At 44.0% G+C, this 25,255-nt stretch carries 25 protein-coding genes; 4 read left to right on the top strand and 21 right to left on the bottom strand.

What is annotated here, in order from left to right:
• Positions 1–114: 114 nt before the first annotated feature.
• Positions 115–1,314, bottom strand: coding sequence for an enolase C-terminal domain-like protein (locus BCT34_RS21175; RefSeq protein WP_004732372.1), 1,200 nt, complete (start codon positions 1,312–1,314; stop codon positions 115–117).
• A 261-nt stretch (positions 1,315–1,575) separates the two neighbouring features.
• Here BCT34_RS21175 and BCT34_RS21170 point away from each other — a divergent pair, with 261 nt between their 5' ends.
• The 3 genes from BCT34_RS21170 to BCT34_RS21160 all read left to right on the top strand — a co-directional run bounded on the left by BCT34_RS21170 (position 1,576) and on the right by BCT34_RS21160 (position 4,741).
• Entirely contained in the window at positions 1,576–3,009 is a 1,434-nt protein-coding gene (locus tag BCT34_RS21170) for a PTS transporter subunit EIIC (protein WP_076650603.1), read from the top strand.
• A 112-nt stretch (positions 3,010–3,121) separates the two neighbouring features.
• Positions 3,122–4,096 carry a sugar kinase gene (locus BCT34_RS21165; protein WP_076650602.1) on the top strand — a complete coding sequence of 325 codons (975 nt, stop codon included), beginning with the start codon at positions 3,122–3,124 and terminating at the stop codon, positions 4,094–4,096.
• A gap of 15 nt (positions 4,097–4,111) precedes the next feature.
• Positions 4,112–4,741: a bifunctional 4-hydroxy-2-oxoglutarate aldolase/2-dehydro-3-deoxy-phosphogluconate aldolase gene (locus tag BCT34_RS21160; protein WP_076650601.1), complete on the top strand. Its 630-nt coding sequence runs from the start codon at positions 4,112–4,114 to the stop codon at positions 4,739–4,741.
• 94 nt (positions 4,742–4,835) lie between these two features.
• Here BCT34_RS21160 and BCT34_RS21155 read toward each other — a convergent pair whose 3' ends face one another.
• The 10 genes from BCT34_RS21155 to BCT34_RS21115 form a co-directional block, all read right to left on the bottom strand.
• Positions 4,836–5,390, bottom strand: coding sequence for a disulfide bond formation protein B (locus BCT34_RS21155; protein ID WP_076650600.1), 555 nt, complete (start codon positions 5,388–5,390; stop codon positions 4,836–4,838).
• A 9-nt stretch (positions 5,391–5,399) separates the two neighbouring features.
• Complete coding sequence (locus tag BCT34_RS24500) at positions 5,400–5,555, bottom strand: DUF5993 family protein (protein WP_017061085.1); 156 nt, start codon at positions 5,553–5,555, stop codon at positions 5,400–5,402.
• Between the two features lie 360 nt (positions 5,556–5,915).
• On the bottom strand, positions 5,916–6,176 hold the full coding sequence (locus BCT34_RS21150; RefSeq protein WP_065677671.1) for a DUF5062 family protein: 261 nt from the start codon (positions 6,174–6,176) through the stop codon (positions 5,916–5,918).
• Between the two features lie 179 nt (positions 6,177–6,355).
• Entirely contained in the window at positions 6,356–7,102 is a 747-nt protein-coding gene (locus BCT34_RS21145) for a phosphatase (RefSeq protein ID WP_076650599.1), read from the bottom strand.
• A gap of 18 nt (positions 7,103–7,120) precedes the next feature.
• On the bottom strand, positions 7,121–7,855 hold the full coding sequence (locus tag BCT34_RS21140) for a nucleoside/nucleotide kinase family protein (RefSeq protein WP_076650598.1): 735 nt from the start codon (positions 7,853–7,855) through the stop codon (positions 7,121–7,123).
• Positions 7,856–7,865: 10 nt separating this feature from the next.
• Positions 7,866–8,384, bottom strand: coding sequence for an MltR family transcriptional regulator (locus BCT34_RS21135; protein WP_076650605.1), 519 nt, complete (start codon positions 8,382–8,384; stop codon positions 7,866–7,868).
• A gap of 52 nt (positions 8,385–8,436) precedes the next feature.
• Positions 8,437–9,708, bottom strand: coding sequence for a zinc-binding dehydrogenase (locus BCT34_RS21130; protein ID WP_076650597.1), 1,272 nt, complete (start codon positions 9,706–9,708; stop codon positions 8,437–8,439).
• A gap of 47 nt (positions 9,709–9,755) precedes the next feature.
• Entirely contained in the window at positions 9,756–11,168 is a 1,413-nt protein-coding gene (locus BCT34_RS21125; RefSeq protein ID WP_076650596.1) for a PTS mannitol transporter subunit IICB, read from the bottom strand.
• A 29-nt stretch (positions 11,169–11,197) separates the two neighbouring features.
• Complete coding sequence (locus BCT34_RS21120; protein ID WP_076650595.1) at positions 11,198–11,641, bottom strand: PTS sugar transporter subunit IIA; 444 nt, start codon at positions 11,639–11,641, stop codon at positions 11,198–11,200.
• A 542-nt stretch (positions 11,642–12,183) separates the two neighbouring features.
• Positions 12,184–12,840 (bottom strand): QnrS family quinolone resistance pentapeptide repeat protein, encoded by a 657-nt coding sequence (locus tag BCT34_RS21115; protein ID WP_076650594.1) that lies wholly within the window; start codon positions 12,838–12,840, stop codon positions 12,184–12,186.
• Between the two features lie 319 nt (positions 12,841–13,159).
• On the opposite strand from BCT34_RS21115, the gene BCT34_RS21110 reads away from it, so the two are divergent.
• Complete coding sequence (locus BCT34_RS21110; RefSeq protein ID WP_076650593.1) at positions 13,160–13,750, top strand: TetR/AcrR family transcriptional regulator; 591 nt, start codon at positions 13,160–13,162, stop codon at positions 13,748–13,750.
• 120 nt (positions 13,751–13,870) lie between these two features.
• Here the strand turns inward: BCT34_RS21110 and BCT34_RS21105 are convergent, their stop codons facing one another.
• From BCT34_RS21105 to BCT34_RS21060, 10 genes are all read right to left on the bottom strand, one after another.
• Positions 13,871–15,118: an anaerobic sulfatase maturase gene (locus BCT34_RS21105; RefSeq protein ID WP_076650592.1), complete on the bottom strand. Its 1,248-nt coding sequence runs from the start codon at positions 15,116–15,118 to the stop codon at positions 13,871–13,873.
• A gap of 118 nt (positions 15,119–15,236) precedes the next feature.
• Entirely contained in the window at positions 15,237–16,982 is a 1,746-nt protein-coding gene (locus BCT34_RS21100) for an arylsulfatase (protein ID WP_076650591.1), read from the bottom strand.
• Positions 16,983–17,058: 76 nt separating this feature from the next.
• Entirely contained in the window at positions 17,059–17,490 is a 432-nt protein-coding gene (locus BCT34_RS21095; RefSeq protein ID WP_076650590.1) for a tetratricopeptide repeat protein, read from the bottom strand.
• 196 nt (positions 17,491–17,686) lie between these two features.
• Positions 17,687–18,880, bottom strand: a complete 1,194-nt coding sequence (locus BCT34_RS21090) for an iron-containing alcohol dehydrogenase (RefSeq protein ID WP_076650589.1) — start codon at positions 18,878–18,880, stop codon at positions 17,687–17,689.
• Between the two features lie 208 nt (positions 18,881–19,088).
• Positions 19,089–19,532 (bottom strand): hypothetical protein, encoded by a 444-nt coding sequence (locus BCT34_RS21085; protein WP_017070129.1) that lies wholly within the window; start codon positions 19,530–19,532, stop codon positions 19,089–19,091.
• A 51-nt stretch (positions 19,533–19,583) separates the two neighbouring features.
• Positions 19,584–20,999, bottom strand: a complete 1,416-nt coding sequence (locus tag BCT34_RS21080; RefSeq protein ID WP_076650588.1) for a coniferyl aldehyde dehydrogenase — start codon at positions 20,997–20,999, stop codon at positions 19,584–19,586.
• A gap of 275 nt (positions 21,000–21,274) precedes the next feature.
• Positions 21,275–21,757 carry a MarR family winged helix-turn-helix transcriptional regulator gene (locus BCT34_RS21075; RefSeq protein WP_017061075.1) on the bottom strand — a complete coding sequence of 161 codons (483 nt, stop codon included), beginning with the start codon at positions 21,755–21,757 and terminating at the stop codon, positions 21,275–21,277.
• A 362-nt stretch (positions 21,758–22,119) separates the two neighbouring features.
• Positions 22,120–23,331: a choline ABC transporter ATP-binding protein gene (gene choV / locus BCT34_RS21070; RefSeq protein ID WP_076650587.1), complete on the bottom strand. Its 1,212-nt coding sequence runs from the start codon at positions 23,329–23,331 to the stop codon at positions 22,120–22,122.
• Between the two features lie 2 nt (positions 23,332–23,333).
• The gene (choW, locus tag BCT34_RS21065; RefSeq protein WP_076650586.1) at positions 23,334–24,176 is read right to left on the bottom strand and encodes a choline ABC transporter permease subunit; all 843 of its coding nucleotides are present in this window, start codon (positions 24,174–24,176) and stop codon (positions 23,334–23,336) included.
• Positions 24,177–24,271: 95 nt separating this feature from the next.
• Positions 24,272–25,243 carry a choline ABC transporter substrate-binding protein gene (locus BCT34_RS21060; protein WP_076650585.1) on the bottom strand — a complete coding sequence of 324 codons (972 nt, stop codon included), beginning with the start codon at positions 25,241–25,243 and terminating at the stop codon, positions 24,272–24,274.
• Positions 25,244–25,255 lie beyond the last annotated feature (12 nt).

Raw genomic sequence — 25,255 nt, 5'->3', positions numbered from 1 at the left:
CTTCGCAGTTGAATTCGGGTTAATTTACTTAAATACACGAAGATATATTTAAGTAGTAGATCAATCTTCAAAAAAATGGCCGCTATCTGCGGCCATTTTGGTTAACTCAATGAGTTATGGAGTGTGGATCGCGCCATCAGGAAGGCGACTTTGAGTCCACTCGTGGGGGCGATACATCACAGGGAATTCAGCTGCAACCTCTCGGTCAATCTCGACACCAATACCTGCGATTTCTGAAGCGTATAAGTAGCCATTAATTGGCTCTGCTGCGTTCGGGAATACCTTGTGTGTATTCTCGTTGTACTCCACATGCTCTTGAATCGCTGCATTGTGTAAATGCACATTCAAATGCGTGTTTACCGCGGCACCAATTGGCGTCATATCTGGCGGGCAATGCCATGCAATACGTACACCGAAGTTCTGGCATAAGTGGCCTAGTTTCAGAGCAGGGGTAATACCTCCAATTTGTGAAACATGGCATCGAATGAAATCAATGCGACGGTTAGCGATCAATGATTTCCACTCTTCAGGGTTATTAAATAACTCCCCTAAACCTAATGAAACTGAGCTTTGGCTACGAATATTATCCAACCATTCCGTTTGATTTGGCGGCAGAATATCTTCAATGAAGTAAGGCTTATATTGCTCAACTTCTTTGGCAAATTGTATTGCTTGGTTCGGGAATAGACGCTCATGGACATCGTGAAGAATATGGAATTGGTTACCATACTTCTCTCTCAGCGACTTAAACATCGTTAGCGTATTGTCCATGTACTGATCTTGGTCGTAGTACGAACCTTCAGTCGGGTTTTGAGTGGTATGCAAATCGGTTGGAACACCGCCATAGAAGCCAAGCTGACAACGGATATGCTTGTAGCCTTTGTCTAGGAAAGATTCCACCAGCTCATAAATACCTTCCATCGTGTCGCTAGTCGCGTGTGTGTATACAGGAATAGCATCACGAGACTTACCACCAAAAAGTTGGTGCAGCGGCATACCCGCTAACTTAGCTTTGATATCCCACAGTGCCATATCAACACCAGAAATTGCATTATTGATGACAGGGCCATTTCGCCAGTAAGCGTTAACCATCATCATTTGCCATAAGTCTTCAATATTATTGGCGTTTTTTCCAATAAGAATAGGTTTTAAATATTCATCGACCATTGTTTTTACAGCAAGCGGTCTTTGTTGGAATGTCGCACAACCAAAGCCAGTCACACCTTCATTCGTTTCAACTACAACGGTAATTAGGTTGTGTCTGTCTGGTTTAGTAATAATACAATGGATGTCAGATATAATAGTTTCTTTCACAATTAAATAACCTAAACTTAAGTCAACTCCTATTATCTAACCGCTTTAAAAATTACATTTCAAGCGCTAATTTTTGCCTAAAAATAATTGGTACGTTAAGTGTTTTTTTTTGATAAACAAAACATACCAATTGGCAAAAAACGGCTAAAAAATAATTTTTCGGATTTTAAATGTGATTGAGATCTCTTTTTACTCCGTTGGATTTAAATTGGTTGTCGTTATGATTTCTCGAGTTAAATATATTCCAATAACAGGTGTAGTATGCAAATGGTAGAAAATAGTGATGCCGTTGTGAATAACTCTAAGTCATCATCGAAGAAGAAAAATTTCAAAGAAAATATACAGTTATTAGTCATTGCTGTCGGTGGTGAAAACAATATCGTGAGTATCACGCACTGTATGACAAGGCTGAGATTCAAATTAGCCGACGAGTCGCTGGTAGACGAAGAAGCGATCAAGCAGATTGCTGACGTGAAAGGTGTGGTACTTCAACAAGGCCAAACCCAAGTCATCATTGGGGTTGAGGTAGAGAAGTGGTTCAACGCGCTATCAAACACTCAACAAGCTGACGCGACTCCGGCTGATGAGCTAGAGAAAGGGAAGCTGTTCCAAGGTGTGATGCGCATTGTCGCGGGCATCTTTGGTCCGGTTGTACCTGCAATTGCTGGCGCGGGCATGTTGATGGGCCTGTTATCTGGTCTTATTGCAACCAATGTTATCTCTGAAAGCTCAGACACGGTTTACTTCTTCCGTTCAATTTCTGTCGCAGTGTTCTTCTTCTTACCTATGCTTGTATCCTTTTCTGCAGCTAAGGTATTCAAAGTAAACGAGTACATAGCACTGGCTGTTTCCTCTGCAATGCTAGCACCTAAGCTAGTAGATAAAGCGGCGATGCTAAAAGATGCTGGTGCTGCACCAGAGCTGACGGTGCTTGGCGTGGTTCCTATTGAGCTGCTCAACTACGGCGGCGCTATCGTCCCTGCTATTCTCGCTATCTGGTTATTGTCCAAAGTGACTCCGTTAGTTGACCGTCTAGTTCCTTCTTCTGCAAAACCGGTATTTACACCACTGCTTGCCTTTACGGTAACTTCGACCATCACGCTATCGTTTGTTGGCCCTGCGGGTATCTGGCTAAGTAATGGCGCTGGTTGGGTAATGAGCTCACTACTGGAAATCTCTCCGACGTTAACGGGCTTTGTATTTGGTCTAACTCGCCCAATTACCATCGTATTTGGTATCCACCACAGCATGACGCCAATCAGCCTCAACAACTTTGCACTGTATGGTAAGGATCTACTTATGCCGATCATGTGTTTGGGTAACATGGCAATTGCTGGCGCGACAATGGCTATCTGGCACAAGCAACGTAAAACGGTTTCTAAAGAGCAATCTTCAATTACGATGGGCTCAAGTGTTACCGCTATCTTAGGCATCACGGAGCCAGCTCTATTTGGTGTACTCACGAAATACACCAAAGCAATGATGACCGCGAGTTTGGCTGCAGGTGTGTTCGGTGCTATCTCGGTAACAATCGATACGCACTTAACAAGCTACATTCTTTCTTCTGTATTCAGCTTGCCAGCTTACCTTGCAGGTGGTACGCAAAACTTCATTCAAGCACTGATGGGCGTGATGGGTGTATTTGCACTGTCTTTTGTCCTAACGATGTTGTTCGTAAAACTAGACAACAAGTAATCGGCTAGTCTCACTCCCGTCAGATTAGAATCGAAAAAGCATGACCGTATCTCGTTATGGTCATGCTTTCTTCATACGAACAAATCCAACCTTTCCTTTCTAAGGCTATATTATGACCCACATCGCAATCATCGGTGAGTGCATGATTGAACTGAATGGCGCGCCATTTGGCAACATGCAACAAAGCTATGGTGGAGACACATTAAACGCGGCAATCTACTTGAACCGTAGCGCCGCTGTTACCAACCTCAAGAGCAAGAACAGCAATAACACATCGAATCCTGCGATACGCACCAGCTATGTATCAGCTCTGGGCTCAGATCCTATCAGCCAAGAGATGCTTAAACGATGGCAAGATGAAGGGCTATCAACCGAGTTCGTGCTTATTGATGAACAGCGTTCACCCGGCCTCTATCTCATTCAACTCGACGATGTTGGCGAACGCACCTTCCTATACTGGCGCAATGATTCGGCGGCTCGCTACATGGTACAGCACCCCGATTTCGATAAGATAGCGAGCCAACTTCGTGATGTTGATATGGTATTTCTTAGTGGTATTTCCCTCGCGATATTGCCACACAGCGATCAACTAAAGTTACTCACTATCATCGAAAGCCTACGTGAACGTGGCGTTACCATTGCTTTTGATAGTAACTACAGACCAAAGCTGTGGAGCTCAGAAGCGACAACCAAAGAATGCTATCTATTGGGCTATAAAACGACCGATATAGCCCTAGTTACGTTCGATGATGAACAACTGTTGTGGAGCGATCAAACGCCACAAGACACCATAAGAAGGCTACATGCACTGGGCGTCAAAACCGTTGTTGTGAAGCTTGGTGCTGAAGGCTGCTTGATCAGCGAAAAACCAGAAAATGAGCCAGTAAACATCACAACGACACCCGTCGAATCTGTGGTTGATAGCACCTCTGCAGGCGACTCTTTTAACGGTGGTTTCTTATCTTGCTACCTTGCTGGAGGTTCTGTTTCACAAGCCTGCCACCAAGGTAATGCATTGGCCAGATTAGTGATTCAACATCATGGCGCAATCATCCCAAAATCCATCACCGACACTCTTTCAAACTGATATTAAGAAGTACAAATGCCTACAATTAACGAACAACTAAAAGCACTAAAAGTTATCCCTGTTATCGCCATTGATAACGCAGAGGATATTATCCCTCTAGGCAAAATCTTGGCTGAGAATGGGCTTCCAGCAGCTGAGATCACGTTTCGTTCAGACGCCGCTGTTGAAGCTATCCGACTGCTTCGCCAAGCACAGCCACAAATGCTGATCGGCGCCGGCACCATCTTAAACCGTGAGCAAGCACTCGCAGCAAAAGAAGCGGGCGCAACGTTTGTGGTATCACCGGGCTTTAATCCGAACACAGTTAATGCATGCCAAGAGATCGGCATTGATATCATTCCAGGTGTGAACAACCCAAGCACGGTTGAAGCGGCATTAGAGATGGGTTTAACAACCTTGAAGTTCTTCCCAGCAGAAGCATCTGGCGGGATCAGCATGGTTAAATCGCTCGTTGGCCCATACGGCGACATTCGACTCATGCCTACAGGCGGTATCACGCCATCAAACATCGATAACTACTTAGCCGTACCTCAAGTATTAGCCTGTGGTGGCACATGGATGGTAGACAAGAAGCTGGTTGAAAACGGCGAGTGGGACGAGATCGCACGCCTAACGCGTGAGATTGTTGAGCAAGTGAATTGCTAAGCAAAGCCAGCCAAACTGTTCGCAGATTTGGAAATGCGTTACATACAAAAAGAGCGAGAAGTTAGCCTCTCGCTCTTTTATCTAAACACAGAAATTACCCACCAGCACCTTGATTGAACAACCAATAGCTCACCGGATTATCCGGACACTGATAAGGTCCACACTCAGCAAATGTAGCAATGGCATTCAGAGCAACCACAACGATTGCTAACAAGCACGCAATACGCCCCAAGTTACTCATTTTGTAAGGTTCTTGAGTCTCTGTCTTGTTCGTTAGTATCAAGATCACAGCAACCGCAAAGATAGTGGCAATGAACAAAACAAATGCCCATGTGTAATAGTGCATTCCAAAAATAGGGCTACCGTAGCCCGGCGTTCCAGGAATGACATGTAAAGAGACTTGTCTTAACGACGTTGCTACGCCATATAAAGCGCCAATAATAACGATACCATAGTGACGAGATTGAGGTCCGTAAACCACGTTGAGCATGAAGCCAAACGCCACCATCACAAAGCCTATGCGTTGTAGTAAACACAACGGGCATGGCAACTCATTGAGAACAAACTGGAGAATGAAGCCAATCAACAAAACGGCTGTCATACCTAGCAGACCAAGTGTATTCAAGAGAGTTAACTGATTTCGATTCATGCTAACTCCTTATAATAAAATCGATAATGGATCGGTGGCATGGTGATTAAACCAATACAAACCAAGAATCACTGAGCTAGCAAAAAAGCCATAAGCAGCGGTCTTCTTGTCGAAAAAAGCGCACAGCATCGCCACAAGTAACAATAAAAACAGTAAAGACATCATAAGAGGTATTTCCTTTCTATTTATCCTGTACGGTCAGACTAAACGTCATAATAGATATCCACACCGATGCTCTTAATCATTCAACTTCGGTAAATCTATGGATTACGAATTGAAAATCATCAACTTAATAGTTGTTAGTAAGATCCAAACTGTCAAGTTTGAGGCAACGCACTAATTACACACTTGCATATTTAGGTAACTAACTAATAAAGTGCGTTAATATTGATGGCAGGCCAAGTTGGCGAATGTGGGAATGAAATTAAGCTTAGAGAACATCAGGGGGTGTTTTTTACTGCTCCAAAAAGCAAAAAACCCAGCAAAAATTCGCTAGGTTTCAAATTTAAAAATGAGGTAATAATCTTACTTCAGTGGGTCATTGTCTGGAAGTGCATTATGAAGCCATAGAGCTAGACGCTTCTTGATGTTGGCGCCATCAAGCTTGCTCTCAGGAAGAGGTGTGATCTGATTGACTTCAACAAGAAACAAGTACACCGCTTTAACCTTTATCGGTTGGGATGAATTTGGTAAATCAAAACCTTGTAGTTTTGCCATCTTAAAACCGACTTCAACTGCTTTTTTAACCAGCTTATCTTCATTAATGATCTTTGCGGTTTTCGACATATCATCTCCATCATCTTCATCGAATGAATACTGAGTATATCAAACCGAGGAGCTCACAAGATTACTTCATTCTCAATTTGAGGAGTCGCTTTGATAAATGACAGTCCATCAGATACAGAAAAGCCCAAAACTATTAACTTTGGGCTTGTTGTGTCAATAACGCTAACTCACTAAAATGTTTAATATAAGTGTGAAAACTCTTCGATTCGACTCTTACCGCGCAGTAATAAAAAATTCAGAAAACGAGATGTTGAAGTTGTGATTATTTTGTCGTCTTCTACACCGTGTTTCTCAAGTAATGCTTTTACAAGATCCAAACGAGCTATCTCTTCACAGAAATGCGCATCAGAGCCTGTCGTAAAGTAAACACCAACTCGCTTGCCGATCTCGACAATTTTTGAGCATCGCACATCGCTTCCTTTTCGGCTCTTGCCTGTCAATGACGTATTGTTCACTTCAATCGCAACATTGTGCTCCTTTGCGCACAGCAAAACCGCTTCCATATCGAACTTATAGTTTGGGTTCCCTAAGTGCCCTAACACATCGACTTTCCCACTCTTGATGACGTTGATTAACGCCTGTGTATGTTCTTGTTCCGTCGATGGCTTGAAAACTGGTTCATGTAAACTCGCAATCACCCAATCTAAGTGCTGGTAAGAAGAGGGAGGAAGATCCAACTCTCCAGCAGTGTTCAGTGTGTTCGCTTCCACACCACGCAAGATACCTACATCGTGTAGAAAGCGGGGCAAAATCCTTTGGTTATTGAAAAACCAGTAGTGAGGGGCTCCCGGCATTTCAGGAGCATGATCCGTTGTACAAAGGAGTTTTAGCCCCTTATTTTTCGATGCCAGTGCATTTTCGATAATGGTGCTATAGGCATGGCCACTTGCCAATGTATGAGTATGGCTGTCGACAACAATCTCCATTATGACCTCCTAAATTGTTTAATTGATTTGAAACGAACCGTCTTGATTCATGAAGAGTGTTAGATCCGCAGGGATAGAATGCTCTAACACTTTCTCGACGTTTTTTGAGTCTGAATTTTTATAGAACTCGACTGCCTCTTCTAATGTGGCACCACCTCGAACCTTGCGATTTACTAAGCGCTCCTCGAGGAACTTAGCGTCGGTATCGATGAAGATGGTGAAATCAGCCAACTCATGTAATCCATTCCAAACCGGCTCATTCAGTAACAACCAATTGCCTTCAATAACGACAATCTCCTTATCTACCGAAATTGCGTCATCAACAGGATCATGAAGGTTTCTATCGTAGTACGGCCATGTGGGATTTTTTACTTTCAGCTGTTTCAACTTATCGATCAACGAGGTTAGATTGAACGTTTCGTGTGAGCCTTTAATGGTACGGAGTTTAATTTTCTCTTCATCACGAACGAGGTAGTTCGAGTCCAATATCTCATTGGGGTAATGGAAACCATCAAAAGGTAGAACCTGTAATGGCACGACATTGGGAATGGTTTGGGATAGGTGCTCCCAAAATGCCGCTAGGGTTGATTTGCCACTGCCAGGAGGCGCAGCTAAGAATATAACCGTTCGTTCGTTCTTTTCTTGGTAAAGGCGAGAAAACTTTTCAACCAATGGCTTATGAATTTGTTCGATATTGTTATCTGAAAACACAGCTTCGGTCTCAAAGCCGCTGACGTTTAGGGAAACTTTCATATGAAAAGCCTTAATCTAAAATTTCGTTCTCCACGGTTTCTAGCAAACCCTCGCAAGCGAGCTTCAACACGGTTTTAACCAGTGACTCATAGCGAGCTTGAGAAAAGGAGTCGAATGATGAAAATTTTAATTGGTTAATCGAATCAAGGTAGATGCTGCCATCTGACTTTGAGAGCGTTGATTGGTTGCTGATAAAGTCGTAAATGACATCATCACTAAACGAAATCGGCTCTTGTTGCTGAGCCACGAAACCGTGCATTTGGTCAAACAAGTTAATATCAGCGTAACTCTCTAGTGAGATCTTACCCATCGCAAACATCAGCTTCGAAACCACATCTATCTCGACCAAAGGACCATCTTCTTTGAGTAGAGGGGTCACGGCATACTCAATCACCAAAGGATCTTGAACAAATACCCTTGGTAACAGATGCTTTAATCTAACGCTAATCAGCTTATGAGACGCTTGGATAAAACAAGTGGCAGTTTCGCACTCTTCTAAGGCATCTAATAATTCGTCTTGCACCGTAATAACATGTTCCTTATTTGTCGTGGCAGCAGTCACGCTGCCACGAAATCATCAATTAAGCCGTTAGGCTAACGCCATAGAACTCAAGCAGCGCTTTCTCTGCCAGTTCATTCCAAACGTAGTTGTTGTCTTTCACAATTCGGTCTAGTTCACCGAAGAACGGGTCTTGATCTGCTAGCTTATGGAACTCATCAATCGCCGTCAGTGGCAGGTTAATATGTGGGTAGATTAGCTTTTTACCACCCGGAATATCCAATTGATTAAGGATAGTGTGAGGTGCCGCTTCTAAGCCACCAACGTGAGTTAGCATAAATGATGGGTTAATCTTACCCGCTTCAGAAAGTTCAATAGATTCAACCATATCCCCTGTTGAACCGCCAGAGGTTCCAACGATATGAGTTGACTCGTAGTGCACATTATAAAAGTTAAATGGTACCTTGAATTGCTTGTCAGTTGGACCTGCAAAGAAGTTTAGACAACCATCGTTACCTAATAACTCATCAGCTTGCTCAAGAACCTGTGCAACCGCTGCATACACCATGACATCATCATAGCCATTGCCGTCATTTAGCTCTTTTAAGTACGCAACAGGATCGTCGATTTTTGCCGTATTTACGTAATGAAGCTCAATACCGTTCTCAGTCGCTTTCGATACCGGGATTAAGCTTTCTGCACGAGCAAGACGAGCTTCATCAATATCAGTCACGACAATGCGGCTTGGTTTTACAGGACCATTAATCGCATAGTCAATTGCACCAATACCCATTGGGCCCGCACACGCTAGCAATGCAAGAGTACCGCCCTCTTTGATGCCCATTTGGTGTTCATACACGTATGGGGTTGTGTGATAGCTTGCGTGGAACGCGCCAATAATGCACGACATCGGCTCAGCCAGTGATGCGTTTGCGTAGTATGAGCTCTTGTATGGCAGTACACAGTCCAAATCAATCGCCACTTTAGGGATGATTGAGTAAGTTGCGTTACCACCAAATGTCTCGTAGCTGTAGCCTGCTGAGTAGCCTGTTGGTAAACCCATAGCTGGCTGCAGTACAAATGGTTCGCCCGGCTGGAAACGATCTTGTAAATTAGCGCCTACTTCTACAATCACGCCCGCATATTCGTGGCCAGTCATCACTGGAACTTCTGAAATATTTTCAGGTACACGTTTATGGTTGCTGCCAAGTAGTGCCGCTTTGTAAGTAGAAAGACAAATGCTGTTTGAGATATTTTTAACTAATAGTTCATCATCAGAAATTTTTGGAAGATCGAACGTTCTAAGTTGAATATCTTTTTCACCACGGATAACAGCAGCAGTTGTTTGAGTCATGATTTTCACTCCGAAAGTGGGACCACTGAGTGGCCCCAAAATTTAAATTAAGCTTGTTGGCCAATGGTGTTCATTAGGTTGTCTAATGCAGGGTCATGTAAGAAGTTCTTGATCGTGACCACAGGTAAGCCCGTTGCTTTAATCGCTCTATTCTCTAGGCTCTCGTGAGTCACCACCACATCAGCACCCGTTGGGACTTTTTCGATAGCATAGTTTTTAACTTGAACATCGTACCCAGCTTTTTCTAGTTTGCGTTTGAAAGTCGATGCTCCCATGGCGCTTGAGCCCATGCCCGCATCACATGCAAAGGCTACAAATTTAATGTTCTTTGCTTCTTTTGGCTGCTCTGTTGAAGCCTGAGCTGGTGCTTTTGCTACTGCACCTTCTGCTTTCATATCTTTCATGTCGGTTATCGACTGTTCAAATTCGTCTTCTGACTGTTCTTTCTTACTCACTTTCAAAATTGCGCTTGCGACAAGGAAAGACACAACCGTTGCTGAAGCCACACCTGCGATAGTTGCGAAGAAGCTACCTTTTGGTGTTAGTGCTAAGTAAGAGAAGATTGAACCAGGGCTAGGGCCGGCAACCAGACCACCATCAAGTAGGTTGAACGTTGCAATACCTGTCGCCGCACCAGCAATCATCGCTAAAATCATGATTGGCTTCATTAGCACGTATGGGAAGTACAGCTCATGGATACCACCGAAGAAGTGAATGATGATTGCACTTGGTGCTGATTTCTTACTTAGACCTTGACCAAACTTAGCGTAAGCCAAAAGCATACCTAGACCAGGACCAGGGTTAGACGCCACCATAAAGAAGATAGATTTGCCGGTTTCAGCTGCTGCTTGAAGACCTAGGGGGTAGTAAATACCTTGGTCGATAGCGTTGTTCAAGAACAGTACTTTTGCAGGCTCGTTAATAATCGCAAGCAAAGGTAGGAAGCCTGTCGCAACCAACGCTTCGATGCCTGATTTAACGAACAAGTTTGCTGCAGTAACTGCTGGACCAACAATTGCGTAAGCAAACAGACACATCAACATGCCGAAGATACCTAACGAGAAGTTGTTTACCACCATCTCGAAGCCAGAAGGGATCTTGTCTTGCAGGCGTTTATCGATTTGAACGATCACCCAGCCACTCAATGGACCCATGATCATTGCGCCAACAAACATTGGAATCTCAGCGCCAGCGATAACACCCATGGTACCTATCGCACCAGCAACAGCACCACGCTTATCCCCGACAATTTGTCCACCGGTATAGCCAATAAGCAGAGGAAGTAAATAAGTGATCATCGGACCAACTAATTCACCAAAATATTCGTTAGGCATCCAACCCGTTGGAATAAATAATGCGGTAATAAAGCCCCATGCGATGAAGGCTCCAATATTTGGCAATACCATCGCGGTCAGATGACCACCAAAAGATTGCACTTTTGCTCTTATATTTGTAGACACGGTATATTCCTTATTTTCAAAGGTTATTTTTAGTAGCTTTTAATAATTTCAAGTACATCAGCTTTTGAAGATGAAGCCGCCAACTTGGCAATGTTTTCTTCATCCACTAACATTTCACTAAGTGCTTGAATAACCTCGATGTGTGTATCTGAATCCTTTGCAGCTAATGTTAATAAGACATTCGCTGGTCCCATTTCTGAACCAAAATCAATTGGAGTTGAAAAAACATGGATACCCAACCCAGTCTTTAATACACCTGCTTCTGGACGGGCATGAGGCATAGCAATGCCTGGACAAAGAACATAATAAGGTCCATTATCATGCGTTGACTGAATGATCGCGTCTGCGTAGGTATCAGTAACGTAGCCTTTATCTTGCAAATAACGAGTCGTTTCTTTAACTGCATCTTCCCACTTATATTCGGAGTGGTTAATGACATCAATTAAGTCGTGGTCAATAAGGTCATAAAGCATAATATATCCCAGTTATTCTTGTTCGTTGTTGTTGGGGTTATTATCAATGGAAGTTATCGAATCGAGAAATGGCAAAGAAACGTGACTTTAATCACCGATAAATAGCTGTCAATCGGATATTTCTGCGCCACACCTCAATTTCAAGCTGTAAATAAATTACAAACTTACAATTTAAAACAAGTCAACACTTTAAATTTGACAGAAGCTGCAATATCTAAGAATAATTAAAAATAACAAAATGAGACATTAATTCAGATTAGCCAGTTGACCATCAATTAATTGTGATAATGGTTATGTTTATATTCGTCAAAAAAGGAACATTACACGCTAAGATCAGTGACTGAGATCGCGTATGAAATCCAAACACTATCCAATTGAAAGTTTACAACATAACAAACTGCTAACTCACTCATCTAGCCTCAAGACATACAAACAACCTGCATACATAAGCCAGATGAAACTCCTGATACTGAAAAACCCAAAGCATTAACTTTGGGCTTTTCTTCTGGCAACTGTGGTTGATTGCAACAGAGTGATACGAATCAATCCGGCATTACAACAATACCCATAGTTTCAAGTAGTTGCTCTTGCTGCCACGCAACAATCTTAATGCCTGATGTGTCGACCTTTCGAGGGTCTAAACCGTCCAACTCCGCATGGCACAAATTCGCTCCTTGCATGCTGAATTGTCCCCATACATCTTCAGAGAACACACCTCGGCTAAGATCAGACTCTTTCAAAGACGCACCGCCAAGATAAGTGCCTATCCAACGGTTCTCAAACAGCTCGCACTTTTCTAAACAAGCTTGTTCAAAATTGGCGTATGACAAGTTACAGCCCGTAATATACGCAGAGCAAAAATACATTCTGTTGCTTACCTGATTAGCAAAGTTTGCACGGGTAAAGTTCGCCCCTTTCAAGTCGCATTCACGTAATTCAATACCATAGCAATTCGCGTTACTGAAATTCGCCATCGCCAATTGACAGCTCTGGAAGCTTGCGTCTCGTAAGTCGGCAACATCAAAGTGGCATCCCTCAATATCGCCTTGTTCAATAAACTTACAGTTAATAAACGTTGCATCGCGAAGGTTCGAACGTCTGAAATCACAACGGATAAACGTGCAGGCTGTAAATGTAAGCTCTGATAAGTCTTGCTGAGCAAAACTGTGGTGATGATAAGTGCTGTTGTTGGTGTCCATTTAGCCCCCTAAAGAAATTAAGCTAAGACTATCATTGCGATCTCGAGAAAACACCAAATTAAAAGCCAGCAAAAACAGCAACTTAAAACACCCCAATTTAGCCATTTTAAGGCACCAAGCAAGCTCTTTAAGGTTGTTGTTTTCGTTTTATAGCATGAGCTTATCTTGAAAAAAGTTTTGTCGCTTAGAAGTACCAATAAGAGAAAAGTTACTTTGACGAAACGAGTCCACTATTGACAGCGATCTAACGCGCTAGACTGGACGGTTGGTATGTTGCTCGTTACACTATTCCTCATTCTCAGCATAAAGAGTAAGAACAATGAAAGACATGCGACAAGCTATGCTCGATGCAGGGTTTAGCCTTATTAATGAACACGGGTTTGCTGGTGTTGGCCTGATGAAAATCATCAACCAAGCGGAAGGCACGAAGGGTTCTTTTTACCACTACTTCAAATCCAAAGAGCACTTTGGTGAGATCCTTCTTACTGACTACTTTGATGAGCACCTCGCTAAGCTAGATGACTTTTTAAGTGATGAGTCACTTTCTCGTCGTGATCGCGTTAAAGCTTATTTTGACTTTTGGTGTGCATCGAAACTGACTGAAGACTTCAATATCCAATGTCTTGTCGTAAAACTGGCGGGAGAAGTGTCTGGGTCTGCGAACCCATTGCAAGCGACCATGGCAGAAGGCGCAGAAAAGATCATCCTGCGTATGGCAAAGCTGTTTGAAGAAGGCAATGAAGCCGGTGATTTCACTATCGCAGAACCTGAAACGCTATCTCGAAAGCTCTATGGCTTATGGCTAGGCTCAACGCTCATGGCAGCGATGCAACGTAACCGTTCGATTCTAAACAATGCCATGGATGAGACCATTCTTGCCATGAGTCCAGCTCAAAAATCAGCTGACTAGATATCAGTTATTAAGTCACCAGAACTCAGAAACAAAAAACAAAAAACAAAAGGCTCGCACAATTTAGCGAGCCTTCTATTTAGCGTTCAATCTTGATTAAAACGATTCACGCCTACTCCGTTACCTCAGACGAGATGGAATATTGTTGGCTTTGAGCAAGCCCTTAATAACCGGGTCGATATGTTTGAAGAAGCTCATCCATCCTTCACATAAATAATTTAACCCAGCCTCACCGTCTCGGCTTTTGATAATCCGGTTTTTGGGGCACTCGCCATGACATGCAAATTTAAACTCACAGGTTTGGCATTGTTTCGGCAGAGATTTCTGTTTGGCGAACCCAAAACTCTGCTGCTTTTGCGAAAAGGCTAAAGTTGACAGTGCTTGTTCCTGAATATTACCCAGCTGAAATTCCGGGAAGACATAGTGGTCACATGAATACACATCGCCATTGGGCTCAACCGCGAGTCCTTTGCCGCAGATCTCACTCAAAGTACACATGGTGCTTTCTCTGCCCATCCACACGCCGACAAAATTTTCAAAGTACGGCACTAATACTCGACCAAAATCATGTTCGAACCACTCATCAAAAATGGCAGTGAGGAATTCTCCCCATTGTGCAGAATTGACACTCCAAGCTTCAACCTCACCTGATACGGGAATGATCGCTTGTTGACTGCTCAGCCATTTATTGTTGGTGTGAGCCTCGCGCTTATCGACCACAGGTATAAACTGCAGCTGCTTTGAACCCACTTCATCACGCAGAAAGCGATAGACCTCTAACGGATACTTTCCTGTGACATCATTCACGCAGCTTAGGGTCGCGAACTCGACGTTATGTTTTTTTAAATAACCGATTCCGCGGATGGTTTGAGAAAAAGTGCCCTTGCCTGCACGATTGGTTCGATAGTGATTGTGTAAGTGCTCTGGGCCATCAATACTCACACCAATGATAAAGTCATTGTTCTTGAAGAACTCACACCACGCATCATTCAACAAGGTGCCATTGGTTTGAAGATCATTGCTAATTTTACTGTAGCTTGGGCAGTACTTTTTTTGCAGTTCGACGACCTTTTGAAAGTATTCAATCCCCAACAAGGTAGGCTCTCCACCATGCCAAGAAAAGATGATTTCAGGCGTATTCTGCCCTTCTATATATTGCTTAATGTAACGCTCTAACAGAACTTCATCCATCGTATATTGAGAGCCTTTTGGGTATTCAAGCAGCTGTTGTTTCTCTAGGTAATAACAGTAGGTGCAACTGATATTACACACCGCACCAATCGGTTTTGCTAGCGCTTGAAGCTTGCTGTGCGCTTTACCATTGAACTGCGGAATTGAACTCAAATTTGATAGCGATAATGTCGTCATGAAGAGTGCCTCGATGTAAAAGTTATTGTATTAGCTAAAACAATTCGTAATTCCTTTACACGGTGTTCATCGGCCAACCAAGCTTAATAGCGCTAGGTTGGCCGTGTGGTTCATTCCTCTATTTCACGTTTTCAAACGGGTTCCACGCTTCGTCAACCGGAACGATGTTTTGCGCTTTTTCGTACTCTTGATATTCAGCGACCATTTCAAGGAACAGATCTGGCATTTGATTTCTTAAGTCATGTTGCTCAGCCGGGTCTTTCTTGGTGTTGTATAGGTGCCACTCACTGTCACCGCCCATACCGGTAGAGATTCGGATGATCTTGTGATCACCTTTTAACAAAATACCACTACCAAACAATTCAAATGGAATCGCATTATCGGCACTGTGCACCTCTGCCGTTTCACCCTTAAAGTAAGGCAGCAAGCTCACGCCACTCATCGGCGCCACTTCTCGGCCTTGATATTCCGTTCCTGGGTGCTCTACCTCGGCGATCTCAAGAATCGTGGCTGCAATGTCCTTCACTTGAGATAAGTCGTCTGTTTGAGTTCCCGGTTGCAACGCATCTTCACCTTCTAGAAGCGCTTTAGCTGGCTTAACGATAAACGGCACACGGATACCGCCCTCTGCTGTGTAAGCTTTGTACCAAGATAAGCCGCCGGTTGAAGCACTTGCCCACTCAGGACCAAGTGACACACTGGAGTTCGCCTTGCCTAAGTTTTCGGTCGAATTATCGAAGTGATGAGCGGTCCACGTTCGGATCAAGTCACTGATGTTTTCACCGGTAATATCTGTAGCTTCTGGACCGTTATCGGCGAGATACATAATGTAAGTGTTGTCATACTCACCAATTTCTTTCAAGTAGTCGACGACCTGCCCAACTTGTTGGTCCTGCATCTCCATCATGCCCATCGCGACTGCCATTTTCTTGCCATACCACTTCTGCTCTTTCTCAGAGAGTGAATCCCAAGGGCGGCTTAATGCATTGCGGCTGGAAATATCAGCGTCTTTTGGAATCACTCCCATCTCTTTCATACGTTCAAAGCGATCCTCTCGAATCGAATCCCAGCCATGTTCAACGTAGTAATCAATCTTATCTTGATAACTGGATTCAGGCGCTTGCAGTGGGAGATGAATTGCTGTGAAAGGCAAATAAGCAAAGAAAGGCTTGCCGTCGTCTTTTTTGCTGTCGATCATCTTGATGAGCTCATTAGTGTAAACTTGGTCTGAGTATTCGCCTTTGTATTTATCCTCAACCACTTCACCGTTGCGGTAAGTTGGCTCAACTTCAACACCAGGAATATCGCCTTTTTGTAACGCATCCGCTGTCGCGGCATTTTTGGCCGGGAACATCATATCTCGGTTAAAGTGATTCGAACCGCCGGCTAAAATGCCATAACTTTCCGAGAAACCTCTGTCATCAGGTAGGAAGCCATCGTCATGTCCCAAGTGCCATTTACCGGAAAGGTAAGTGTTATAGCCACTCTCTTTAAGCAGCGTTGCGACAGTGACGCCTTTCTTGGTGAGATAACCTTCATAACCCGGCTTACCAATCGCGCCCGGATAGACGGCATAATCGAAAGTACCTAGCCCAACCTCGTGACTGTTTGCTCCAGTTAGCATCATAGAGCGTGTTACCGATGAAGTTGGTGACGCGTGAAAGTTAGTGAATTTCACCCCCTCTTCGGCCAGCGCCATTAGGTTTGGTGTATCCGCTTCTGAGCCATAAGGCTGTGTATCGGCAAAGCCCACATCATCGCCGACAATGACAACAATGTTCGGTTTTTCTGATTCAGCAGCAAGCGCAGCACCGCTTGCCGCGGCCATTGCTGTGAACACTAAAGATTTCTTGAATGTCTGCATAAGACGTTCTCCAATTTCTGTGATTAACTTTTTCCGTAATTAACCTTTCTGTGGTTAACCTGGGTTAGAATTTGAATTAATGCGCGGCTTGCGACATCCAATGTAATAAGTCGAGCGCGGGGTCATACTCTTGAGCTGCTGCCATACCAATCCAGGTGACAGCTTCCGCTTGGCTGGCTTGAACGCCACTTCCAGAGATATACATCAACCCAAGCTGTGTTTGAGCTTCAGGGCTACCGTTATTGGCTGCGGTGACGAACCACTCCGCGGCCTTTTCATCATTCTGTTCTACGCCATCTCCGCTCAAATATAAGTAAGCGACATCGAGTTGTGCATCCAATTGCCCTTGATAAGCTTCATCCAACAGCTGCACCACATCTTGATGCTGCTGCGATTGAACCATGGTGGCTGCGTTCTTAGAGCTCTCGCTTCCAACACTTGCTTTAACAAAAAACAGAGCAGCCAAAACACCAGTCAGAATCACGGTAGTTAAACGTTTATTGATCATTTATTTCCTCCTCGGGGAATAAAGGTCACAACGTCCCTGTTGAATGAATTAGGTGAAAAGCAGGAATGGCGCGATGATGCACGAGCTTGATAGCAATACGTTTTCAATTTTCATAATTAGCTCTCGAGTAATGATTGTTGAGTGAATCAGGGACTGAATTAAATGGTCATAAAATTCAGCCAATTAGGGCGGAGGCTTAAATCGCTTTCTCTATGATGGTTTCAATCGTCTGTTTCGAGATTGGGTAAAACTGGAAGCAGATATCTTTTTCAATCGCTTCTGCAATATTGCTCTTCTCTTGCTCATCAAAGTTCCAGCTGCTGAAACGCTTCATCGCACCGACACGGGTTTGGAAGTCGTTTAAGAAATTCAACACTCTCTGGTAAACCATCTCATCGGTTCCAGTAATATCGACAGAGAAAGCTTGAGCTAGCTTCGCCGCATTCGGCATGTAGAATTCAGGCAGCGCTTCAATCACAACCGGCATCAACACTGTGTTGGCATCGCCGTGTGGAATGTGGCTAATCGCACCAAAAGCGTGAGCACAGTTATGAATCGGAATGCCGCCCAAAGACGAATAGAAAGCAGAGATCGCCATGGTGCTTGCTTGAAGAAGGTTGCCACGTGCGGTTAGGTTTTCTGGCTCTTTAAGTGCCACGGGTAAGTTTTCAACAATCAGTTTTGCTGCCTGAATGCCATAAGCATCGGTGAACGCATTACTCATTGGCGAAACAATCGCTTCAACCGCGTGTGTTAGCGCATCCATGGCTGTAGAACGAGTAAGATGCGCTGGTAATTTGGTCGTAACGGTTGGATCAAGAATCGCGATATCAGCTTCCAATCCAGATGCGACTAAGCTTGCTTTGATGTTTTCATGTTCATTGTAAAAAACAGCAATCGGAGAGGCTTCCGCGCCAGTGCCCGCCGTTGTCGGAACCGCAATGTGTGGCACTCGGATATCTTCATTATTTGGCCACACATCCATATGACCGCCGCCTGCAATCACGGTGCGAATGTCATCTATCTGTTTATGAAATGCGTATTTCACACCTTTGGAAGCATCAATCACACTCCCGCCACCAACAGACAAAATCGCATCAGCATTCACGCTGTTTGCAAACTCAATGGCAGCATTGATGTTGTCGCAAGTCGCGTCTGGCGCGATATCGGTGTAAATGCCAACAAGCTGAACCGCGTGTTGCTCCTCCTTCTGGTTTACAAACAATGCTGAGAACTGATCAACGAAGCCAAGAGACTCCAAACCTTTATCAGAAAAGAGCACGACTCTTTGCGCGCCTAAGCGACCAAACAGAGAAGGGATATTTTCAATGCCGTTCTCTTGAGCATGAACAATGGTTTTAAGTTGAAAGTTAAAATTATTAGTTGTCATGGTGTCTACCTCATTTCTAGTTGATGACTAAACAATAACCAAAACAAACCGGTCGGTCTAGAGTGTAAATGTCAAAGATATGTCAATTAAGATCTTTATGGATCATTGTCCCAAAACGAAAAAAGCCCGCAAAAGCGGGCTGTAGTCACCAATAAGTGAATGATCATTAAGGAAATGTCGTAACTCTCCCCTAGCAACTCACAAACGATTAACGAAGGTGAGCTGGGACCTTACTTTTGTCTCTAGTCAGGTAATAGTACAGGTAAACCAAAGAATAAACGGTTACAAATCCATCGAGCGCAAACACACCACTCCAACCGTAGAACCACTCATAATCGTTGATACACACGTTATATAAGAAGATGCCAACAAACATCGACTTCTCAAATGCACTGTAAATCATGGTCGAGGTGCGCAACGATTTGTACTTCGCCGAGAACATCAACAGCACACCAATACAGCCAACCATCACCCCCCAGTGTTGATAAGTACCCAGCAAGTACTCCTTGTTTTCCATCATGGTATCGTTGTACGAGAACAGCGTTTGCATACTCCAATCCGGCGCTAGGAAAGTGGAAAAAGCCGTAGCCGTTAAGAAACCTGTAATCATCAAATACGACTTAATGGTTCTTTCAAAAAAACGTTCCAACATAAATAACCTCTTAAATAATTTTTAAATAAATAACGTAACAACAGCGATAACTTATTTACCTAACATACTCATCACTGCGGTCTTTAATTCGTTGTCTTCTTTTGAAAACAGATGCTTAACTCGATGATCTAAACCCGTTTCCAAAACTGTTTTTGCATGAGAGAAAGTAAGGAAACCTTCTTTGCCGTGATAATTGCCCTGACCTGATTCACCAATGCCACCAAATGGCGCGTCATCAACCGCCAAATGGAAAACACAGTCATTAATACATATGCCCCCGGAATGAACTTGATGCTTAACCTGAGCCTGTAAACTCAAATCAAAGCTCATCAGATAAAGGGCTAAAGGCCTTGGTTTGCTATTGATAACTTGGAATGCCTCTTCGATATTTCGATAAGTGATGAGCGGCAATAACGGGCCAAAAATCTCTTCGTTCATCACCTGAGATGACAAGCTTGGCTCAACGACCAAGTGTGTCACCAAGCGATGAGTATCTAAGTCCATCGCTTCGTCATGGCAAGCAACGATACGTGTCCCTGCTTGCTGTACTTCATTCAACAAACCCACTATGCGGTCGCATTGGCGAGGGTTGATTAGAGAGGTTAAATTCTCGGAATAGACCCCTTCATCGAACAGCAGTTGGTATTGTTTTTTGTATTCCTCGATAAAAGCTTCGAGTTTATCTTCGGGCAGTAATACGTAGTCGGGCGCAACACATACTTGGCCGTTGTTTAGGCTCTTGCCATAAATGATTCGCTCTACCGCAATATCAATCGGCATGTCTTCTGCCACGATAACGGGTGACTTGCCACCCAGCTCTAGCGTGACGGGGGTTAGCGTATCAGCCGCTGACTTCATCACTTGGCGACCCACTTGGGTTGACCCTGTAAAGAGAAGGTGATCGAACGGCAACGCTGAAAATGCGGCTGCGATTTCTACTTCACCTTCGACCAAGCACACCTCATCGGCATGGAAAACTTCTGCCAATAGCGATCTTAATACTTGGTTTGTCGCTGGGGTAAATTCGCTCATTTTGATCATTGCGCGATTGCCTGCAGCCAGTGCAGAAATAAGCGGGCCGACGGATAACATGATCGGGAAATTCCACGGGGCAATGATCCCGACCACGCCTTTTGGTTGGTAAACCACTTCAACACGAGATGTTGAAAGCAATGGGCCTGAATGACGAATCGAAGATGTCGACCAATGAGGCAAACACTCAATGCTGTGATCAATGTTTCCGATACAAGGCAATATGTCAGCCATCAAAGTATCTTGTCGGCTGCGGTGACCATAATCCTCACTCACGGCTGCACACAAACGGTCTGTGTAATCGATAAGCGCAGATTTGAGTGCAAGCAGCTGCTCAATTCTCTCTGATATCGCTAGCATCGGTTTCTGTGCAAAAGCTCCCTGCATGTTGTTCAACGTCATGGTCATTTGTATTGGCGTCAATTCGTGTTTCATACATCACCTCGTGGTTAAGATGAGCACACAATAATACACAACAGACCGGTCGGTCTAGTGTTTTGTTGTCAGAGAATCGTCAATGAGGTTTTGATTACAACCTAGCGAGGCGACTACAAACGAGGGAAGAAAGTCTGGGAGATTTAAACTAAGAAGGCGTAACTAACAAGCAGAAGAAATAGATGTTTTAAATGGCAGGACCAAAAATGGCCGCTTAATGCGACCATTTGGTAATTATTTAAGTTGTTGTTCTAAATAAATAATTAAAAAAAACGTTAGCTCTTGGCTACGTTTGCAATGCCTTCAAGCTGAAGTACTGGAGCGGCGTCAATGTCTTCTGCGTTCATCATTGATGATACTCGCTGCATTGAAGAAAGCAGTAAGCTCTGCTCCCACGGCTCTAGGTTTTGGAATTTTTTCACGAAGTTGTCTTGCAGCGGTGGTGGCGCATTGTTTAGCAACTCTTGACCTTTTTCAGTCAGATTTGCGTGTACTTTGCGGCGATCTGAAGAGCTGCGAACACGTTGTACATAGCCGTTCAATTCCAAGCGATCGATGATCGTGGTTGTGGTGGCTTGGCTTACATTGGTGTGATTAGACAATTCTTTGATCGTCACATTACCCATTTCTTGGATTGCTCTCATTAAGATTAATTGAGGGCCAGTCAAACCATACTCTTTACTCAGCTTTTTCGAATGTAAATCGATAGCGCGAATAATTTGGCGAATAGCGACTAGGATTTCGTCATGTTTGTCCAAGATGCAGACCTTTGTACTAATATACTGTGAATGGTTTTACAGCGTCGAAGCGATGAAATGTCCTGATTATTTACGTCAGGTGAACTCGAATTACACTGTAAATTGATAAATTACTTCATTGATTTTTCCGCATTGTACTGATGTTCATACTATTCTCAATCTTTTATATGTCTCTGAATTTGCGCATGGCAACACTTTTGTACAATGAGTAGCGATATTCAGTCTTAAAGTGGCGAATAAGGTAAGAAAAAGCGAGATGTTGCTGGTAAATAAAAAGCCAGTTAGGTCATATAGGTAGCGGGATTTTTGACATCTCACTACCTATTTATTCATTGGAGAATGAAATATTTCAGTTCAACTCACTAAGCGGCATTATTGAGTTGGAAATTACCCGTCAGTACGTTGTAAAACTCGCTGTTATCTAAGATTCCTACCAATTGGTTGTCTTCAACGAGAAGAATCGGGTGGTTACTGATCTGCTTGAGCTTAATCGCATCACGCATGCCAATTTCAGGGCTCGCCACTACCACACTCGACGCGCTGATCGCGGTTAGGTCATCAGACTCACTCCACTCGACAAGCGCCAAAGTAGACTCACCTTTCACCGATAAAGCACCTTCATTCTGTTCGATCCAAAGATCTTTAGAATCGCAGATTTTCCAGCTTTCATTCTCTTGTGTCAGTGAACCCAGAGGCTGCATCAAAGAGCGACCTTTAAGTACATTCAATGGGTTGGTGTGAGCCACGAAGTCTTTCACATATTCTGTTTTTGGCGTTAACACGATCTCTTCAGGCTTACCGTGTTGAATCAGTTTGCCTGACTCCATGATCGCAATGTTGTTACCAATTTTCAGCGCTTCATCTAGGTCATGACTCACGAACAGAATCGTTTTGTTGAGTTTGTTTTGTAACGTGATCAGTTCATCTTGTAGCTGAGCACGAATCAGTGGATCAAGCGCCGAGAACGGTTCATCCATCAATAGAATATCGGTGTCCATTGCAAAAGCACGCGCCAAACCAACACGTTGCTGCATGCCGCCAGAAAGCTCATGAGGGAATTTGGTTTCCCATTCCGCTAGGCCGACCATTTCCAGTTGTTCACGCGCTTTTGCACGACGAACGTCTTTCGGTACGCCCTGCATTTCAAGACCAAACGCCACATTATCTAACACGGTTAACCAAGGCATCAATGCAAACTTTTGGAAAACCATGGATACGCGGTGAGTACGAAGATGGCGCAGAGTCGCTTCATCACACTGTGCTAAATCGACTTGTTGGTCACCGTCTTTGATGGTCAGCGAACCACGACTGATTTCATTCAAACCGTTAACTGCGCGAAGCAAAGATGATTTGCCAGAACCAGACAAACCCATCAATACACAGATCTCGCCTTCTTCCACTGTCAGCGACACATTGTCTACGCCGACAACTTGACCAGTTCCATCGATGATCTCTTGGCGAGTTTTACCTTGGTCGAGCAGTTCAAGCGCCTGCTTCGGCTTATCACCAAACACAACATCAAGGTTTTTGATGGTAATCGCGTCCATTGTCTTTTTTTCCTGAGAGATAGACATGATTAAGCCTCCTTTTGATTTGGTGTTTTGCACAAGCGGTCAAGAATGATAGCGACTAATACAATCGCCAGTCCGGCTTCAAAACCTTGTGAAATGTTCACTGTATTTAATGCACGAACAACAGGCTTACCAAGTCCGTCAGCACCGACAAGAGCGGCGATAACCACCATCGAAAGCGACAACATAATACATTGGGTGACACCCGCCATAATGCTTGGCAGAGCAGCAGGGAATTCAACTTTGAGCAGTAACTTCATGCGGCTAGCACCAAAAGCTTTACCTGCTTCAATCAACTCTTCAGGGACTTTCGTTACCCCTAAGTAGGTTAAACGAATCGGTGCAGCTATCGCGAAAATAATGGTCGAGATTAAGCCCGGAACGATACCCAATCCAAATAGAACTAGGGTTGGAATCAGATACACAAACGTAGGGACGGTCTGCATCAAATCAAGGATTGGACGCAAAGCTGTATAGAGCCAAGGGCGGTGCGCTGCCATGATGCCAACCGGTACGCCAATTAATACGGAAATTGTTGTCGCCGCAAAGACGAGAACAAAGGTTTCCAGCATTTCTTGCCAGTAGCCGAGGTTAAGAATAGTCAGCAGTGCTGCGACCACAAAGATCACCAGCGAAAGTTTACGGTGTAAGTACCATGCAATCGCAGCTGTGATCACGATTGGCAGTGCAGGTGGCATCCACTTAAATACATCGACTAAAAACATAATGACGGTTTCTAGAAAAATCGAAATAGCGTCAAAGAATCCTGCTGCATTGATTGTTAGCCAATCAACACCCGCTTCCATCCATTGACCAACAGGGATTTTGTTTTCCGTAATAAAATTCACAATATTGCCTTTTATTATGGGTGGGCTACTTCGAACCAATCGACAAATTGGCATGCCCACCTTTATTATTTATGTAGCTGTTGAGACAGGTAGAACTAAGCTTTCACTTGTTTTAGGTATTCAGTCACGGCTTGAGTCGCTGATTCACCTTTATGTGTTTTAACGTTATCTAGCCAAGCTTCAACTTGTTGAGGGTTGTTGTTCAACCATTGTTGAGCCGCTTTTTCTGGCTTCACTTTTTGGTTAAGAATCTCTTCCATCAACTGGTTTTCCATCTCTAGCGTAAATTCTAGGTTTTGTAGAAGTTGACCGACGTTTGCACACTCAGATAGATAGTTTGAACGAACGTTAGTGTAAACATTCGCGCCGCCGTAGTTAGGACCAAAGAAGTCGTCGCCGCCTGAAAGGTATTCCATCTCAACATTGCTGTTCATCGGGTGCGGAGCCCAACCAAGGTAAACAATCCATTGGCTGCGGCGCGCTGCGCGTGATACTTGCGACACCATGCCTGCTTCGCTTGATTCCACTAGGCTGAAATCTTTTAAGCCAAACGCGTCAGAATCAATCATTGATTGGATTAGACGGTTGCCATCGTTACCTGGCTCGATGCCGTAGATGCGGTCTTTAAATTTGTCGGCATGTTTTGCTAGGTCTGCGAAACTTTTCACACCGGCGTCGTACACGTATTTCGGTACAGCTAGCGTGTATTTCGCACCTTCAAGGTTGGCACGAACGGTTTCCACCGTGCCCGCTTCGCGATATTTAGCAATATCGCCTTCCATGGTTGGCATCCAGTTACCTAGGAATACGTCAATATCGCCGTTCGCCATTGAAGAATAGGTCACCGGTACTGAAAGTAGGTCGGTTTTGGTTTTGTAACCAAGGCCTTTTAATAGTTCAGAAGTAACGGCGGTTGTTGCGGTAATATCTGTCCAACCAACATCGGCAAAGCGCACGTTTTCACACTGTTGTGGCTCGACTGAAGCGTTAGCCGCAAATGCAAATGAACTGATAGCGAGTGTTGCTAACGTTTTCGTGGTCACGTTGTGCATGTTTAGAGTCGTCATAATGGTTCCTTT

Source organism: Vibrio sp. 10N.261.45.E2 (assembly GCF_002875705.1).
GTDB lineage: Bacteria > Pseudomonadota > Gammaproteobacteria > Enterobacterales > Vibrionaceae > Vibrio.
Note: the sequence above shows the minus strand (reverse complement) of the source record. Positions and strands in the feature narration are given on the sequence as shown.